Source organism: Acidovorax cavernicola (assembly GCF_003581445.1).
In genome coordinates this window covers 51555-67263 of record NZ_QXMN01000010.1, presented here as the reverse complement: position 1 = coordinate 67263, position 15709 = coordinate 51555, and the positions used below count along the sequence as shown (strand labels likewise).

The 15709-nt window shown below is 70.1% G+C and carries 15 protein-coding genes and 1 other RNA gene; 10 read left to right on the top strand and 6 right to left on the bottom strand.

The window, feature by feature from the left end:
* Window positions 1-6 precede the first annotated feature (6 nt).
* The gene (gene cysK, locus D3H34_RS10950; protein ID WP_119553482.1) at window positions 7-927 is read right to left on the bottom strand and encodes a cysteine synthase A; all 921 of its coding nucleotides are present in this window, start codon (window positions 925-927) and stop codon (window positions 7-9) included.
* Window positions 928-1035: 108 nt separating this feature from the next.
* Here cysK and rnpB point away from each other — a divergent pair.
* From rnpB to D3H34_RS10915, 7 genes are all read left to right on the top strand, one after another.
* Window positions 1036-1364, top strand: an RNA gene (gene rnpB / locus D3H34_RS10945) — RNase P RNA component class A.
* A gap of 158 nt (window positions 1365-1522) precedes the next feature.
* On the top strand, window positions 1523-1981 hold the full coding sequence (locus tag D3H34_RS10940; protein ID WP_119553558.1) for a MarR family winged helix-turn-helix transcriptional regulator: 459 nt from the start codon (window positions 1523-1525) through the stop codon (window positions 1979-1981).
* Entirely contained in the window at window positions 1982-4096 is a 2115-nt protein-coding gene (locus D3H34_RS10935; protein ID WP_119553481.1) for an FUSC family protein, read from the top strand.
* A complete protein-coding gene (locus D3H34_RS10930; RefSeq protein ID WP_119553480.1) occupies window positions 4093-4299 on the top strand; it encodes a DUF1656 domain-containing protein in 207 nt (68 codons plus the stop codon). Before D3H34_RS10935 ends, D3H34_RS10930 begins: the two co-directional genes overlap by 4 nt.
* A 25-nt stretch (window positions 4300-4324) precedes the next feature.
* On the top strand, window positions 4325-5248 hold the full coding sequence (locus D3H34_RS10925; protein WP_119553479.1) for an efflux RND transporter periplasmic adaptor subunit: 924 nt from the start codon (window positions 4325-4327) through the stop codon (window positions 5246-5248).
* Window positions 5245-6717, top strand: a complete 1473-nt coding sequence (locus D3H34_RS10920; protein WP_119553478.1) for an efflux transporter outer membrane subunit — start codon at window positions 5245-5247, stop codon at window positions 6715-6717. The genes D3H34_RS10925 and D3H34_RS10920 overlap by 4 nt, the downstream gene beginning before the upstream one ends.
* Entirely contained in the window at window positions 6714-7931 is a 1218-nt protein-coding gene (locus tag D3H34_RS10915) for a multidrug effflux MFS transporter (protein ID WP_119553477.1), read from the top strand. The genes D3H34_RS10920 and D3H34_RS10915 overlap by 4 nt, the downstream gene beginning before the upstream one ends.
* Here the strand turns inward: D3H34_RS10915 and D3H34_RS10910 are convergent.
* From D3H34_RS10910 to D3H34_RS10900, 3 genes are all read right to left on the bottom strand, one after another.
* Window positions 7921-8502 carry a hypothetical protein gene (locus D3H34_RS10910; RefSeq protein ID WP_119553476.1) on the bottom strand — a complete coding sequence of 194 codons (582 nt, stop codon included), beginning with the start codon at window positions 8500-8502 and terminating at the stop codon, window positions 7921-7923. The two genes, D3H34_RS10915 and D3H34_RS10910, sit on opposite strands and share 11 nt — an antisense overlap.
* Window positions 8503-8585: 83 nt before the next feature.
* Window positions 8586-9314, bottom strand: coding sequence for an RNA pseudouridine synthase (locus D3H34_RS10905; RefSeq protein ID WP_119553475.1), 729 nt, complete (start codon window positions 9312-9314; stop codon window positions 8586-8588).
* Window positions 9311-10993: an MBL fold metallo-hydrolase gene (locus D3H34_RS10900; protein WP_119553474.1), complete on the bottom strand. Its 1683-nt coding sequence runs from the start codon at window positions 10991-10993 to the stop codon at window positions 9311-9313. Before D3H34_RS10900 ends, D3H34_RS10905 begins: the two co-directional genes overlap by 4 nt.
* Window positions 10994-11112: 119 nt before the next feature.
* Here D3H34_RS10900 and D3H34_RS10895 point away from each other — a divergent pair, with 119 nt between their 5' ends.
* Window positions 11113-12117, top strand: a complete 1005-nt coding sequence (locus tag D3H34_RS10895; RefSeq protein ID WP_119553473.1) for a Bug family tripartite tricarboxylate transporter substrate binding protein — start codon at window positions 11113-11115, stop codon at window positions 12115-12117.
* Here the strand turns inward: D3H34_RS10895 and D3H34_RS10890 are convergent, their stop codons facing one another.
* The gene (locus D3H34_RS10890) at window positions 12118-12951 is read right to left on the bottom strand and encodes a TorF family putative porin (protein ID WP_119553472.1); all 834 of its coding nucleotides are present in this window, start codon (window positions 12949-12951) and stop codon (window positions 12118-12120) included.
* A gap of 120 nt (window positions 12952-13071) precedes the next feature.
* Entirely contained in the window at window positions 13072-13845 is a 774-nt protein-coding gene (locus D3H34_RS10885) for a GntR family transcriptional regulator (RefSeq protein ID WP_119553471.1), read from the bottom strand.
* Window positions 13846-14010: 165 nt separating this feature from the next.
* Here D3H34_RS10885 and D3H34_RS10880 point away from each other — a divergent pair, with 165 nt between their 5' ends.
* Together D3H34_RS10880 and D3H34_RS10875 are read left to right on the top strand one after the other, a co-directional pair.
* Window positions 14011-14220, top strand: coding sequence for a DUF3311 domain-containing protein (locus D3H34_RS10880; protein ID WP_119553470.1), 210 nt, complete (start codon window positions 14011-14013; stop codon window positions 14218-14220).
* Window positions 14217-15692, top strand: a complete 1476-nt coding sequence (locus D3H34_RS10875) for a sodium:solute symporter family protein (protein WP_119553469.1) — start codon at window positions 14217-14219, stop codon at window positions 15690-15692. Before D3H34_RS10880 ends, D3H34_RS10875 begins: the two co-directional genes overlap by 4 nt.
* Window positions 15693-15709 lie beyond the last annotated feature (17 nt).

Genomic DNA, 15709 nt, shown 5'->3' with positions numbered 1-15709 from the left:
GCTGGATCAGGCGGGGAGAAAGCCCTCTACGGAGAGATAGCGCTCGCCCGTGTCGTAGTTGAAGCCCAGCACCACCGCATCTGGCGCCAGCGAGGGCAGCTTCTGCGCGATGGCCGCGAGCGTGGCGCCCGACGAGATGCCGACCAGCATGCCTTCCTCGACCGCGCAGCGGCGCGCCATTTCGCGCGCCGGTTCGGCGTCGACCTGCAGCACGCCGTCGAGCAGCGCGGTGTCGAGGTTCTTCGGGATGAAGCCCGCGCCGATGCCCTGGATGGGGTGGGGCGCCGGTGCGCCGCCCGAAATGACCGGTGAGGCCACCGGCTCCACCGCGAACACCTGCAGCTTGGGCCACTTCTTCTTGAGCACCTTCGCCACGCCCGTGATGTGGCCGCCCGTGCCCACGCCGGTGATGATCACGTCGATGCCGTCGGGGAAGTCCGCCGCGATCTCCTCGGCCGTGGTGCGCACGTGCACGTCGACGTTGGCGGGGTTGTTGAACTGCTGCGGCATCCACGCGCCGGGCGTGCCGGCCACGATCTCTTCGGCACGGGCGATGGAGGCCTTCATGCCGCCGGCGCGCGGCGTGAGATCGAAGGTGGCGCCGTAGGCCAGCATCAGGCGGCGGCGCTCGACCGACATGCTATCGGGCATCACCAGGATCAGCTTGTAGCCCTTGACGGCCGCGACCATCGCCAGGCCGATGCCGGTGTTGCCCGAGGTCGGCTCGACGATGGTGCCGCCGGGTTTCAGCGCGCCGCTCTTCTCGGCGTCCTCGACCATCGCCAGCGCGATGCGGTCCTTGATCGAGCCGCCGGGGTTGGCGCGCTCCGACTTGATCCAGACCTGCTGCTTCGCATTGCCGAACAGGCGCTGGATGCGGATGTGCGGCGTGTTGCCGATGGTCTGGAGGATGTTCTGGGCCTTCATGGAATCTCCTTGGGTGCGAGGGTCGGGATGGTCAGCGTGCATTGTGAGACCAGGGCCATCGTCCCGCGAGCGGATCGCCCCGCGCCGTGCGGCGATAATCCGGCCCGTGAAGCTCGCCAGACCGCCGCTGGTGCAAGTGCCGAAAGGCCGCACTGGAGGAACGTCCGGACTGCACAGGACAGCGCAGGAGTTAACGACTCTCCACCGTGAGGTGAGGATCAGAGCAACAGAGACGAGCCGATTCAGTTCGGGTGAAACGGGCAATCTCTGCGCGCAGCAACACCAAGTAGGCCAGTATTGAGGTGGTTCCGCTGAGCTGGCGGGTAGGTGGCATCGAGCCGTTTGGCGACAAACGGCCCAGAGTAATGGCGGTCACGCCGGGATCTTCGCAAGAGGGTTCCGGTGCACAGAATCCGGCTTATCGGCGAGCTTCACATTTTTCTTTCCTCCCCCTTTTTCCCCGGGCCGTGCGCTGGCGACGCGCGCGGTCGCGTGCAAGTCTCGGTGGAAACCCGTACAATTGTTAGCAAGCTAACTAATTGATAACGCCGTGGCCGACTCCGAACCCATTTCCCCGATGCGCGAACACGCGCTGATGCGGCTCGGCACCTCGCTGTCGGTGCTCCAGCGCGGTTATCGCGCGGCGGCCGACAAGGCGGTGGCGCACGTGGGCCTCTCGCAGACGCTGGCCTGGCCGGTGGTGGTGCTCGGGCGCATGGAAGACGGCGTGCGCCAGGGCACGGTGGCCGAGGCGTTGGGCATCGAAGGGCCGTCGCTGGTGCGTTCGCTCGATCAGCTGGTCGAGGCCGGCTTCGTCGAGCGCCGTGAAGACCCGGCCGATCGCCGTGCCAAGACGCTGCACCTCACGCCCGCGGGCCGCGCGGTCTGCGAGCCCATCGAGGCCGCGCTGCGCCAGATGCGCGCCGCGCTGTTCGAAGGCATTCCCGACGAGGACATCGCCGCCACCCTGCGCGTTTTCGGCGCCATCGAGGCCAAGCTCGGCCGCAGTGCCTCCGGCATGCAGAGCCTGCAGCAGGAAGGGCGCGGCCAGTAGATGTCGGCTTCGTTGGCGCTGCCGCGCTTCACGCGCGCGGAGCTTCTCTTTTCCGTCAAGAGCTTCGCCGCCGCGATGCTGGCGATGTACCTGGCCAGCCGCGCCGGCCTGCCGCGCCCCTTCTGGGCGCTCATGACCACCTACGTCGTCGCCCATCCGCTGGCCGGCGCCGTGCGTTCCAAGGCGGTGTTCCGCTTCTGCGGTACGCTGATCGGCAGCGTCGCGACCGTGCTGATGGTGCCGGCGCTGTCCAACGCGCCCGAGCTGCTCACGCTGGTGCTCGCGCTGTGGGTCGGGCTGTGCCTGTACATCTCGCTGCTCGACCGCACGCCGCGCTCGTACGTCTTCATGCTCGCGGGCTACACAGCGGCGCTGATCGGCTTTCCGTCGGTGCAGACGCCGCTCGTGCTGTTCGACACCGCCGTGGCGCGCGTGGAAGAAATCGGCCTGGGCATCCTGTGCGCCACGCTTGTCCACAGCCTCGTGCTGCCCGCGGGCCTCGCGCCCACCGTGCTGGGCCTGCTCGACCGCACGCTGAAAGACGCGCGCCAGTGGCTGGGCGACCTGTTCCAGCCCGCCGACCGCAGCGTTCCCAAGGACGCCGACCCCAAGCGCCTGGACGACGACCGCCGTCGCCTCGCGGGCGACATCACGCAACTGCGCCTGCTGTCCACCCACGTGCCCTTCGACACCACGCACCTGCGCTGGACCGCCGGCGCGATCCGCGCCATGCAGGATCGCGTGGCGGCGCTCACGCCCGCGCTGTCGGCCGTCGAAGACCGGTTGCAGGCGCTGGTGCAGGCCGAAGGCCGCCTGGCGCCCGACATCACCGCCGTGCTGGCGCTGGCCGCGCAGTGGCTGCGCGAAGAAAACGATCCGGCGGTCGATGCGTCGGCTCGCCTGCAGGCGCTGCGCCAGGCGATCGGCGCGCTGGGCACCGCACAGGACACCGAACGCACTCCCTGGGCCCGCGCGCTGCGCATCGGCCTGGCAGGCCGGCTCGAGGAGCTGGTCGACGGCTGGACCGCCTGCGCCCGCCTGCGCCGCGACATCGACGAGGGCCTGAAGGGCGGCGCACCGCTGCGCCGCACGGCCGCGCTCGGTCACCGCGCGATGCACCGCGACCACGGCATGGCGCTGCTGTCGGCGCTGGCCGCCGTCATCGCCATCTGCGTGTGCGGCGCGTTCTGGATCCTCACGGGCTGGCCCATGGGTTCCGCCGCGACCATGATGGCCGCCGTCTTCTGCTGCTTCTTCGCCACCATGGACGACCCCGTGCCCGCGATGCACGGCTTCCTGAAGTGGACGCTGTGGTCCATTCCGATCTCGGCCGTCTACGTGCTCGTGCTCATGCCCACGGTGCAGGACTTCGGCATGCTGGTGCTGATTTGCGCGCCGCTGTTCCTGCTGCTGGGCTTGTACCTGCCGCGCCCGACGCACTTCATGGCCGCGATGGCGCTGATCTTCGGCGTGTCGGGCACGCTCGCGATGCACGACACCGCCAGCGCCGACCTCGTGAGCTTCATCAACAGCATGATCGGCCAGATCGTCGGCGTGGTGATGGCCGGTCGCGTCACGCGGCTGGTGCGCTCGGTGGGCGCCGACTGGAGCGCGCGCCGCATCCAGCGCGCCACCTGGCGCGAGCTCGGCGACATGGCCGCTTCGGCCCAGCCGCAGTACGCGCAGAGCGACGCCTATGCCGTGCGCATGCTCGACCGCATCGGCCTGCTGGCACCGCGCATCGCGCAGTCCGGCGGCACCGTCGAAGGCGTGGTCGCCGACGATGCGCTGCGCGACCTGCGCATGGGCGCCGACATCGCCGTGTTGCAGCGCGTGCGCGCCCAGTTGCCGCTGGCCACTTCGGGCGCGCTGCTCGGCGGCATCGCGCGCTTCTTCCGCCAGCGTGGCGAAGGCCACATGACGCCGCGCCCCGCCGCGCTGCTGCCGCAGATCGACGAGGCGCTGGCCGCCGTGCTCGCCGCACGCGACACCTCCAGCGCGTCGCGCGCCGCCGTCACCGCATTGGTCGGCCTGCGCCGCAACCTGTTCCCCGACGCGCCGCCTTCGCTCGCGGCCGTGTCCGTGTCCTCTTCACCGCAAGGAGCTTCCGCATGATCGGCGAAGCCAGTTTCTACGGGCTCTACGTGCCCTGGCTCATGGTGCTGGCCGGCGCCGCGCTGCTCGCCCTGTGGGGCGTGCGCCGGCTGCTCGCCGCCACCGGGTTGTATCGCTGGGTATGGCACCCGGCGCTGTTCGACATGGCGCTGTACCTGTTGCTGCTGTACGGCCTGAGCCGGCTCACGGCACCCCCGCAATGACAACGCAAACAACAAAGAGATTTCCATGAAAGCCAACCCCTTCGCAGACAACCCCCGGGCGCAGCGCCTGCTGCGCGTTCTTCTCACCGTGGCCGTGGTGGCCGCCGCCGTCTGGGCGGGCTTTCGCCTGTGGGACCACTACGAGCTCGCACCGTGGACGCGCGACGGCCGCGTGCGCGCCAACGTGGTCCAGATCGCGCCCGACGTGTCGGGCCTCGTGACTGCCGTGCCGGTGCACGACAACCAGCCCGTCGCGGCCGGCGCGCTGCTGTTCGAGGTGGACCGCGCGCGCTACGACCTCGCCGTGCGCCAGGCCCAGGCCGCGCTTGCCGCGCAGCGCGCCGTGAGCGCCCAGGCCCAGCGTGAGAACGCACGCAACGCGGGGCTCGACGACCTGGTGTCGAAGGAGTCGCGCGAACAGACCCGCGCCCGCGTCGAGCAGGCGCAGGCCGCCGTCGCGCAGGCCGAGGTCGCGCTCGATTCGGCGCGCCTGAACCTGCAGCGCGCCGAGGTGCGCGCACCGGCCGACGGCCTCGTCACCAACCTCGACCTGCGCCAGGGCAGCTACGCCGCCGCGGGTCGGCCGGTGCTCGCGCTGGTCGATGCGCAGTCGTTCTACGTCGAGGGCTACTTCGAGGAAACCAAGCTGCCGCGCATCCACCTGGGCGACCGTGTGCGCGTGACGCCGATGGGCGGCGGCGCGGTGCTCGAAGGCGCGGTCGACAGCGTGGCCGCCGGCATCGCCGACCGCGACCGCTCCACCAGCGCCAACCTGCTGCCCAGCGTGAACCCGACCTTCAACTGGGTGCGGCTGGCGCAGCGCATCCCGGTGCGCGTGAAGCTCGATCCGCTGCCCGACGGCGCGCGCCTCGTGGCGGGCCAGACGGTCACCGTGCAGGTCCTGGAACACCACGCGGCGCCCACCGCTGCCGCACCGAAGAAGGGATGACCGCCATGACCCGCTTCGCCTTTCGCATGGCCTCGCTCGCGGTCGCGGCCGGACTCGCGGCTTGCGCGGCGGTCGGCCCCGACTACCACCAGCCGTCCGAGGCACTGGCCAGCCAGCCCGCTGCCGCCAAGCCCTTCGCCGAAGCGCCGGCCAACGCAGCGCCGCTGCCCGCGCACTGGTGGCGGCTGTACCACGACCCGCTGCTCGACAAGCTCGTCACCCAGGCCCTCGCGCACAACACCGACCTGCGCCAGGCCGTCGCCAACCTCGAGCGCGAACGCGCCATCGAAACCGAAGTGGCCGGCGCCAAGTACCCCACGATCGGCGTGAACGGCGGCCCATCGTTCGGCCACGTCTCGGGCCTGTCGCTGCTGCAGAAGGGCTATGAGCCGCCCAACACCTTCAACTACAGCGCGGGTGCGTCGCTGTCGTACCAGGTCGACCTGTTCGGCCAGATCCGCCGCGCCATCGAGGCCTCGGCCGCGAACAGCCAGGCCGCCGAAGCCGCGCTCGATCTCGTGCGCGTGAATGTCGCGGCCGGCACCGCGCGCGCCTACGCCGAGGCCTGCTCGGCCGGCCTGCGGCTGCAGATCGCGCAGAAGTCGGTCGCGCTGCAGCAGGACGCCGTCAACGTCACCGAGCGCCTGCAGCGCGCGGGCCGTGCCGGCGCCATCGATGCCGGCCGTGCGCGGGCCCAGCTCGCGCAGCTCGATGCCGCGCTGCCGCCGCTGAAGGCCCAGCGCCAGGGCGCGCTGTACCGCCTGGCCACGCTCACCGGCGCGCTGCCGCAGGACTTCCCGCGCGAGGTGGCCGACTGCACCACGCCGCCGCGCGTCGCAGGCGCACTGCCGGTGGGCGACGGCGCTGCGTTGCTGCGCCGCCGGCCCGACATCCGCCAGGCCGAGCGCAGTCTCGCCGCGTCGACCGCGCGCATCGGCGTGGCCACGGCCGACCTCTATCCGAAGGTCACGCTGGGCCTGTCGGGCTCGTCGGCCGGCCATGCCAACGACTTCGGCCGCAAGGACACCCTGGCCTGGAGCCTCGGCCCGCTGATCTCGTGGACCGTGCCCAACACCGGCGCCGCGCAGGCCCGCATCGCGCAGGCCGAGGCCGGCACGCGCGCCGCGCTCGCCAAGTTCGACGGCACCGTGCTGACCGCACTGCGCGAGACCGAGACCGCGCTCGGCGCCTACGCACGCGAGCTGGATCGGCGCGCCGCATTGCAGGCCTCGCGCGACGAAAGCGCCAAGGTCGCCGCGCAGGCGCGTCAGCTCTATCGCAACGGCCGCACCGCCTACCTCGACGCGCTCGACGCCGAACGCGCATTGGCTGGCGCTGACGCTGCATTGGCGGCCAGCGAGGCGCAACTGGCCGACGACCAGGTCGTGCTGTTCATGGCGCTCGGTGGCGGCTGGGAGCCGGCCGACGACGCGCTGGCGCAAGGCAAGCCCACCACGACCGCCCGATGAGCGACTCCTTGCCGCCACGCCCGCGGCACGCGCCGCTGTGGCTGCTTGCGCTGGTCACCTTCAGCGGCACGCTGGCGATGCACGTCTTCGTGCCCGCGCTGCCCGTCGCCGCGAAGAGCCTCGGGGCCGGCATGGGCGCGATGCAGATGACGGTGAGCCTGTACATCCTCGGCCTGGCCGCCGGGCAGCTGGTGTACGGTCCGCTGGCCGATCGCTTCGGCCGCCGGCCCGTGCTGCTGGCGGGGCTCGCGATCTACGCCGTGTCGGGCCTGGCGGCGGCCGTGGCACCCGACGTGCATGCGCTGATCGCCGCGCGCCTGTTCCAGGCCGTGGGCGGCTGCGCGGGCCTCGTGCTGGGCCGCAGCATCGTGCGCGACACGGCCGAACCGCAGGAGGCCACGCGCCGCCTCGCGCTGATGAACCTCATGGTGGCGGTGGGCCCGAGCGTGGCGCCGCTCATCGGCGGCGCGCTGGCCACCGCGCTCGGCTGGCGTTCGATCTTCTACGCGCTCTTTGCGCTCGGCGTGACCGGCTTTCTCTTCGCCTGGCGCCTGCTGCCCGAGACCGGCGCGCCCGGCACGGCGCTCGACGGCGCCGCGCTTGCGCGCAACTACCGGCAGTTGGTGGGCTCGCGCGCTTTCGTCGGCTTTTCGGTCGGCGGCGGCTGTGCCACCACCTCGATGTACGCCTTCATCGCTTCGGCGCCCTTCATCTTCGTGGACCAGTTGCACCGGCCCGCGCACGAGGCCGGCATCTACCTTGCCATCCTCGTGTCGGGCGTGTGGCTCGGCAGTTTCCTCACGAGCCGGCTGATCTCGCGCGTGCGGCTCGACCGGCTCATGGTGCGCTCGAACGCGCTGAGCGTGGCGGCGGCCTTCGTGCTGCTGGGCGCGGCGCTCGCGGGGCAGCTCTCGGTGCCGCTGATCGTCGCGAGCATGTTTCTCTTCACCGTGGGCGCCGGCATGGCCTCGCCGGCCGCGCTGACGCTGGCGATCAGCGTCAATCCGAAGGTCATCGGCTCGGCCTCGGGGTTGTATGGCGCGACGCAGATGGCGATCGGCGCGCTGTGCACCGCGCTCGCGGGCATGGGCCACGGCAACCCTGCACTCGCGGCGGCGATCGTGTTGGCCGGCGCGGGCATCGTGGCGCAGCTGTCGTTCGGCATCGGCCTGCGCGCGCAGGCCAGGGCCGGTGAAGGAACGCTCAGCGCGTGAACAGCCAGCCGCCCTTGGGCTGGCGCATCAGCTCGTGGCGCTTGATGGCGCGCTCCTCGCCGTCGTCGCCCACGTAGACCACGTCGAAGCGCAGCAGCCGGGGCGACACCAGTTTCCAGTTCTGGATGCGCTGCACCGTCACGCAGGCGGTCTTGTCGTGGTACTGCATCTCGGCCATCGGCCCGCCCTGGAAGCCTGTACCGTCGAACAGCCGGCCGGGCGCCGCGAAGGGATTGAGCACCGCGCCGTTGCGCGCCGTGATGCAGCCTTCGGTGCGCAGGAAGGATTCGATGGTCGGCGACGCGCTCCCCACCACCTTGCCCACGGCGGGGCTCGGGGGCTTGCCGCCGACGGCTTCGCGGATGCGCTCGACCTGCACCGCGGTGATCGGCGCGAGGCCGTCTTTCGACACCACGGTGGGCGGGGATGCGGGTTGGGGGGCTGTCGTCGCGGCAGGCGGAGAGCCGACCGGCGCGTCAGGAAACAGCAGGTTGGTGAGGTAGCTGCAGCCCGCCAGCAGCGTCAGGGGCAGGGTGCAGGCCAGGGTGCGGATCGGTGTGCCGAACTTCATGTGCTGAATCTCCCGTGTGCGGCGCGGCGCCGCTGTCGTCAGGTGGCAGTTTGCGGTGCTGCCTCGTCGTCCTCAAGCCTCTTTCAAAAACGCTCGTGCGGCGCCAGGTAGCGCCACTGTCCCGGCTGCAGTCCCGCCAGCGGCACGCGCCCGATGCGCAGGCGCCGCATGGCCACGATGCGCAGGCCCACGCTGTCGCAGATGTTGGCGATCTGCCCGGGCCGCGCGCCCTTCAGCGCGAAGCGCAGACCGGTCTGGTCCTCGGCCTGGCGGCCGATGCTCACGCGCGCGGGCGAACGCTCCAGCCGCGCCAGCACCTCGGGGCCGACCGGGCCGGCCACGTCGACCATCACCTCGTGTTCGAGAAAGGCCGCGTCTTCCTGCAGCTTGCGCTCGATGCGCCATTCCTGCGTGTAGGCCACGAGGCCGCTGGCGCCGGTTTCGAGCGGCGTCATGCAGCGCTGCCCGCGCGCATGCGCCGGCAGGAAGCGCTGGCCTTCGCGCTCGGGTTCGTGGTGGTTGGCGGCCACCAGCAGCTGGTGCGCGGTGTCGGTGGGCATGCCTGCGGGCTTGTAGAGCACCAGCGTCACCGGCAGCACGGGCTCGGGCCGCGCGCCGGCGGCAATCTCGACCTGCTGGTGTGCCTGCACGCGCGACTGCGGCAGCAGGGCGGGCACGCCGTCGACGCGCACTGCGCCGTTCTCGATCAGCATCTCGGCCTCGCGCCGCGACACCTGGGCCAGCGCGGCCACGCGCTTGGCCAGGCGCACGCCTTCGTCGTCAGGGAAAGAAGGGCGGTTCGAGCGGTTCATCGGGCCTCGGCCAGTTGCCGGATGCGCGCCACGTGCGCGGCCAGCGAACGCGCCGCCACCGGCCACATGCGCTCGGGCACGTCGTCGTAGGCCAGCGGCAGCCATTGCTCCGGCGTGCCCTCGGGCAGCCGCTGCATGGCGGCGGCGATCTTGGCCTCGCGCTTCAGACGGTGCGCTTTCAGGTGCGCGATGGCCGTGCGCGCGAAGCCGATCACGTAGCCGTGCGCCGGCAGGATGAAGTCGATGCCACCGGCCGCGCAGGCCGCGTCGAGCTTGTCGAGCGAATCGAGGTAGGCCGTCATGTCGCCGTCCGGCGGATCGATGACGGTCGTGCTTCCGTTGAGGATGTGGTCGCCCGAGAACAGCAGGCCGTCTTCTTCCAGCACCAGGCACAGGTGATTGGCCGCGTGGCCGGGTGTGTGAACGGCGCGCAGCGTGTGCGTGATCGGCGTGCCGTCGGGCGCGGTGCCCGAAAGCACCAGCCGTTCGCCGTCGGCCAACTCGCGCTCGGCGCTGAAGCGCGCGGTGGCGCGCGCCGTGGGCGCGGACGACAGCCCCAGGATCGGCGGCTTGCGCCCGGCCGCGCACAGCGCCTGCAGCGGCGCGGCACCCGGCGAGTGGTCGGCGTGCGAGTGCGTGCAGACGATCAGGCGAATGTCGCCCTGCGTGGCGTCCATGAGCCGGCCGAGGTGCACCGCGTCGTTCGGGCCCGGGTCGATCACGAGGTAGCCGGTGGCCGCGTCGCCCACGAGGTAGGTGTTGGTGCCCGGGCCGGTCATGGCGCTGGGGTTCGGCGCGGTGAGGCGCTGCACGTTCTTCAGCAGTGCCACCGGCTGCGTGCTCTGCCAGTCGAGCGCGTGCGCGATCTGGCCGTCGGGGCACACCAGCGCGAGTTCGCCGAAGGGCGATTCGTGCTCCATGTAGCGCGCGTCCTCGCCCTTGAGCAGGCCGGCGCGCGGGCAGCTGGTCCACAGCGGCTTTTCTTCGCCACCTGCGACAGGTGCGCAGGCCGCGAGCACCGCGTCGACCGTCGCATAGGCCGCCATGCGCTGCAGCGTGCGGATGGTCGGGAAGATCATGAAGAAGCTGCCGGCCTCGTGGCGTGCCAGCGCATCGGCCGGTCGCACCCAGCAGGGCTCGAACTGCTCGCTCTCGTCGGCCGTGGGCGTCTGGCCCTCGGGCATGCGCGCCACCAGGAAGGGCACGTCGAAGCGCTTGGGCAGGTCGCGGTCGGTGATCCAGTGCGCGAAGGTGAAGACCTCGTCGGCCGACAGCACCAGACCGCGCGCCGCGCACTGGTCGGCGAAGGCCGTGCCGGCGGTGGCGTTGCGGTCCATGGCGGCGACCTCGTCGGCGCACACGGCACGGCCATCGGCGTGGCGGGCCAGCAGGATGCCGAGTTCTTCAAAAGCTTCGCGGATCGCGGCGATGGCCTGCGTGTGCTGCGTCGTGCTTTGCGTGGCGCGCCGCGCCGCGATGCGCGCGGCCGCGGCGTCGGCCGCATCGATGTGGCCCCCCGGAAAGACGTAGGCGCCGGGCGCGAAGCTCGCGGTCGCCGAGCGGCGGGTCATGAGGATTTCGAGGCCGGCGTCAGTGTCGCGCAGCAGCAGGACGGTGGCGGCGGCGCGCACGGGCACCGGCTCGCGATGGGCGTGGAGTTGTTGTGTGGGGCGGACCATGGAGCGATTATGGAGAGGCGGCGCCGGACGCGGGTGTCGCGCATAAGCACATATGCAACCAGGTATCAGCCGCGCGCCACAATGCGCGCTCGCATCGCCCGCCTCGAAGAAAGACTGACATGGCCCATTTTCCCTTCTCGCGCCGCGCCGTGCTGGCCGCCGGCGCCTTGCTCTGCACCACCGCCGCATCGACCCTCGCGCTGGCCCAGCCCGACTGGCCGCACCAACCCGTCACGCTGATCATGGGCTTCCCGGCCGGCTCCGGCGTCGACGTGGTGGCGCGCGCCATCCAGGAGCCGCTGTCGCGCCAGCTCGGCAAGCCGGTCATCATCGACTACAAGTCGGGCGCGGCCGGCAACATCGCCAGCGAGTACGTGGCCCACGCCAAGCCCGACGGCTACACGCTCTCGTTCGGCACCGCCGCCACGCACGGCAGCAACGCCGCGCTGTACAAGAAGCTGCCCTTCGACGTGGAGGCCGACTTCGTGCCCGTGGCGCCCGTGCTCGACGTGTCGAACGTGCTCACCATCAACCCCGACGTGATCAACGTGCGCACGCTCAAGGAGTTCGTCGACCTGGTGAAGGCCAACCCCGGCAAGTACAACTACGCCTCGACCGGCAACGGCGCGGGCACGCACATGGCCTTTGCCGAGTTCAACTCGCGCCTGGGCCTGAACATGGTCCACGTGCCCTACAAGGGCGGTCCCGAGGCCATCACCTCGGTGGTGCGCGGCGAGACCTGCTGCATCATGAACCAGGTGCAGACCGTGCTGCCGCACTACAAGGCCGGCAAGGTGCGCCTGCTGGGCGTGACCACCGCCACGGCCGTGCCGGCCGTGAAGGAAGTGCCGACCATCGCCTCCAGCGGCCTGCCTGGCACCAAGGGCTTCGACAGTGCGATCTGGTTCGGCATCTTCGCGCCCAAGGGCACCGACCCGCAGATCGTCGACAAGCTCAACGCCGCCGTGAAGACGGTGCTCGAACAGCCCGAGATCCGCGAGCGCTTCGAGAGCCAGGGCAACACCGTGCGCATCGAGTCGCCCGCGCAGTTCAAGAAGACCGTGCACGCCAACCGCGTGAAGTGGGCCGAGGTCGCCAAGGCGGCGAACGTCAGCATCGACTGATCAGAGTGTCTTCGTCAGCGTGAGGATGAAGCGCGCCTTGTTGGGCGAGTAGGTGGTCTGGCCGAAGGTGCCGAAGTCGGGGAGCTCGATGCCCGGGTTGGCCACGGAGACGTACGAGCTCTTCTTGTTTGCGCCCTGCACCGAGCCGGTGAGCGTGAGGCCGCTGCCGAAATCGTAGGTGGCGCCCACGTTGTAGTCGACGTAGCTCTTGTAGCCCAGGCTGCGGATGTCGCTCGACATGTTCGTGTAGCCCACGGCCGCCTTGAGCGTGACCTTGGGCACGATCTCCTTGCTGTAGGCCAGGTTCAGGTAGCCGGTGTTGCGGCCCGTGCGGCCCGAGCCGGTCTTGGCGCCGGCATAGCCGAAGTAGTCCTTCGACACCGTGTGCGAGTACTTCAGCGTGAACGAGCCGAGGGTCGCATCGGTGTAGCCCGCGCTCGCGTACAGCTCCGTCGTGTTGCCCGACGAGTTGCCGGGGTAGATATAGGTGAGCGCACCCACGTCCATGTCGACCGGGCCGGCCTTGAACTTGTAGCCGCCATAGAGGTCGCTCTCCAGGCTGTTGCCCTTGAGCCAGTTGACGCTGGAGTTCCAGTTGCCGATGTAGAAGCCGCTGTCGCCGAAGGCGTAGTCGAAGCCGCCCTGGATCGCGGGCTTGAAGCCACGGGTCTTGGCGTAGTCGTTCTTGCCGAGCATGTCCTGGTCCTGACCGCGGAACTTGTAGTTCGTGGTCAGCGCCACATTGCCCGTGAGCTGCGCGTTCGCAAGCAACGGCAGGGCGAACAGGGTGGGAAGAACGAGCACCGGCAAGGCGGTGCGGATGAGGTGTTTCATCGAAAGAATTCGCTGTCGAATGGAGGAGCCGGCAGCGTAGAAGCGCGGGTCTAAAAGCCGCGTAAAAAAGAGGGGCGCGGGCGCAAATGTTTTGCGCGGTATCGCGTGCCCCGGCGCTCGTCAGTGGTCGTGCGTGTGCGTGTGCGCGTGCGGCTTGGCGCCACCGCCATTCAGCAGCGCCGCCAGGTCGACTTCCTGCTCCGCCGCTGCCCCGGCGATCACACGCTGCTCCAGCTCGTCCAGGTGCTCCAGCGCGACGGCGAGCGCAGCGTCGAGCGAGTCGCCCATGAGCGCTTCGATGATCTGTTCGTGCTCGCGCGGCGCGCAGCTCGCGGCCTCCGCCGAGTCGTACAGCGCCTTGTACAGCTCGGTGTTCGCGATCAGCCGCCGGATGTACGACAGCAGCTCGTCGCTGCCCGCCATCTGCGCCAGCAGCAGGTGGAAGTCGCCCGCCAGGCGGATCGCGTCCTCGCGCCGGCCTTCCTTGAACGCCTTCTGCTCCGCCTGCACGTGCTTGCGCAGCGCGGCTACCTGGTCGCGCGCCAGTGCGCCGAACAGCGTGGTCACCAGCCCCGCCTCCACGATGCGGCGCGCGCGGTAGATGCCGCGCATGTCCTCGATCGACGGGTTGGGCACGAAGGCGCCGCGGTTGTGCTCCAGCACCAGCCGCTTCTCGGAACCCAGCCGCGCCAGCACCTTGCGCACCGCGCCGCGCGTGCAGCCCAGCGCCTCGGCCAGCGCGCGCTCGCGCAGCGGCGTGCCGGGGCGCAGCTTGCCGCTGAGCAGCGCCTTCGATACGGCGGCGTAGACGCGTTCGTCCACGTTCGCATCGTCGGTCTCGACGGGATCGGGCAGGGGAGCGGGCGCTGGGGTTTTGCGGGTGGCGGCGGGCATGGGCCTGCGGATTATTGCCCGCGTCCGCCCGCCTCCGGGAAAGCCCGCGGATTGACGCGCCCCTGGGGGCTCCGTACCATTCGCGCCGTTTGGTTAACCAAATACAAAAATATGGTTGACCAAAATAAGAGACAATCCGCAACCAGACAAGGAATCGAGACATCCATGAAATCCGCCAAATGGCTGGCCGTGCTGCCGGTCGCCGCCTTCTTCAGCGGGGGATGGCTGTCGTCCGTCGCCCCCACCTTCGTGCTCGGCATGCCCTTCCTGATGGTCTGGAACGTGAGCTGGCTGGTGCTGACCTCGCTCATCCTGTTCGTGATCGACCGGGCTGAAGGCGACCTCGACGCGCAGGCTGCAGGAGGCACGCGATGAACGCGGCGCTGGGCGTGATCGCGCTCTTCGTCATCGGCGCGCTGGGCCTGGCCGTGCTCGCGCGGCGCGGGCGCACCATGAGCCTGGAGCAGTGGGCGCTGGGCGGGCGCGGGCTGGGCACGATCATGGTGTTCCTGCTGATGGCGGGCGAGTCGTTCTCCACCTTCACCTTCCTGGGCGCCAGCGGCTGGTCGTACAGCAAGGGCTCGCCGGCCTTCTACATCCTGGCTTACGGCGGCCTGGCCTACCTCATGGCCTTCTGGATGCTGCCGGCCATCTGGCGCTACGCCACCGCGCACAAGCTGGTGTCGTTCTCCGACTTCTTCGCCCACAAGTACGACAGCCGCCCGCTGGGCGTGCTGGTGTCGGTGGTCGCGCTGATGGGCATGGTGGCGCTGCTCACCATCCAGCTGCGCGGGCTAGGCATCATCGTGTCGGAGGCCTCGTACGGCTCCATCGCGCCGCAGGTGGCGATCTGGATCGGCACGGTCGTGATGGTCAGCTACATCCTGTTCTCGGGCATCCACGGCTCGGCCAGCATCGCGATCGTGAAGGACATCCTGATCCTTGCGCTCGCCGTGTTCCTGGGCATCTACCTGCCATGGCACTACTACGGCGGCGTCGCGCCGATGTTCACCGCCATCCACGCGGCCAACCCCGGCTTCTTCGAGTTCCCGAAAGAGGGCCTGAACCTCACCTGGTACAACTCGACCATCCTGCTGACGGCGCTGGGCTACTACCTGTACCCGTTCAACCTCACCTCGGTGTACGCCGCCAAGAGCGCGAGCGCGGTGCGGCGCAACACCATCCTGATGCCGCTGTACCAGGTGGTCATCGCCTTCCTGTTCCTGGTGGGCTTCGCGGCCATCCTGCAGGTGCCGGGCCTCAAGGGCTCGGAGGTCGACCTGGCCCTGTTCGGCCTCGTGAAGCACACCTTCGACCCGTGGTTCGTCGGCGTCATCGGCGGCACGGGCGTGCTCACGGCCCTCGTGCCGGGCTCGATGATCCTGCTGAACGCCTCCACCGTGATCGGCAAGAACGTCTACAAGGAAGGCTTCGCGCCGACCGCCACCGACCGACAGGTGGCGCGCGTGGCACGCTGGGCGCTGCCGATGTTCGCGCTGGTGGCCGTGTACTTCGTGCTGCGCGGCGGCACCACCATCGTGGCGGTGGCCATCTTCGCGTCGAGCCTGCTCACGCAGCTGCTGCCTTCGCTCCTGTTCAGCCTCATGAAGAAACCCTTCGGCAGCAAGCAGGCGGCGTTCGCGGGCATCCTCGCGGGCGGTGCGGTGCTGGCATTCATGATGACCACCGGTGCGAACCTCGGCACGCTGTTCCCGTCGGCGCCCGTGGTCGTCAAGTCGCTCAACACCGGGCTGGTGGCGCTGGCGACCAACGCGCTGGTCTTCGTGCTGGTGGCGCTCATCACGCCGCGCGTGCTGCCGCGCGCCGTGGCGGCGCAACCCGCCTGACCGATCTTCTCCTGCTC

What these genes read in the sequence shown, in the direction of transcription:
- cysK (WP_119553482.1), bottom strand. Translation starts at nt 927, where the DNA reads ATGAAGGCCCAGAACATCCTCCAGACCATCGGCAACACGCCGCACATC.
- D3H34_RS10940 (WP_119553558.1), top strand. Translation starts at nt 1,523, where the DNA reads ATGCGGCTCGGCACCTCGCTGTCGGTGCTCCAGCGCGGTTATCGCGCG.
- D3H34_RS10935 (WP_119553481.1), top strand. Translation starts at nt 1,982, where the DNA reads ATGTCGGCTTCGTTGGCGCTGCCGCGCTTCACGCGCGCGGAGCTTCTC.
- D3H34_RS10930 (WP_119553480.1), top strand. Translation starts at nt 4,093, where the DNA reads ATGATCGGCGAAGCCAGTTTCTACGGGCTCTACGTGCCCTGGCTCATG.
- D3H34_RS10925 (WP_119553479.1), top strand. Translation starts at nt 4,325, where the DNA reads ATGAAAGCCAACCCCTTCGCAGACAACCCCCGGGCGCAGCGCCTGCTG.
- D3H34_RS10920 (WP_119553478.1), top strand. Translation starts at nt 5,245, where the DNA reads ATGACCGCCATGACCCGCTTCGCCTTTCGCATGGCCTCGCTCGCGGTC.
- D3H34_RS10915 (WP_119553477.1), top strand. Translation starts at nt 6,714, where the DNA reads ATGAGCGACTCCTTGCCGCCACGCCCGCGGCACGCGCCGCTGTGGCTG.
- D3H34_RS10910 (WP_119553476.1), bottom strand. Translation starts at nt 8,502, where the DNA reads ATGAAGTTCGGCACACCGATCCGCACCCTGGCCTGCACCCTGCCCCTG.
- D3H34_RS10905 (WP_119553475.1), bottom strand. Translation starts at nt 9,314, where the DNA reads ATGAACCGCTCGAACCGCCCTTCTTTCCCTGACGACGAAGGCGTGCGC.
- D3H34_RS10900 (WP_119553474.1), bottom strand. Translation starts at nt 10,993, where the DNA reads ATGGTCCGCCCCACACAACAACTCCACGCCCATCGCGAGCCGGTGCCC.
- D3H34_RS10895 (WP_119553473.1), top strand. Translation starts at nt 11,113, where the DNA reads ATGGCCCATTTTCCCTTCTCGCGCCGCGCCGTGCTGGCCGCCGGCGCC.
- D3H34_RS10890 (WP_119553472.1), bottom strand. Translation starts at nt 12,951, where the DNA reads ATGAAACACCTCATCCGCACCGCCTTGCCGGTGCTCGTTCTTCCCACC.
- D3H34_RS10885 (WP_119553471.1), bottom strand. Translation starts at nt 13,845, where the DNA reads ATGCCCGCCGCCACCCGCAAAACCCCAGCGCCCGCTCCCCTGCCCGAT.
- D3H34_RS10880 (WP_119553470.1), top strand. Translation starts at nt 14,011, where the DNA reads ATGAAATCCGCCAAATGGCTGGCCGTGCTGCCGGTCGCCGCCTTCTTC.
- D3H34_RS10875 (WP_119553469.1), top strand. Translation starts at nt 14,217, where the DNA reads ATGAACGCGGCGCTGGGCGTGATCGCGCTCTTCGTCATCGGCGCGCTG.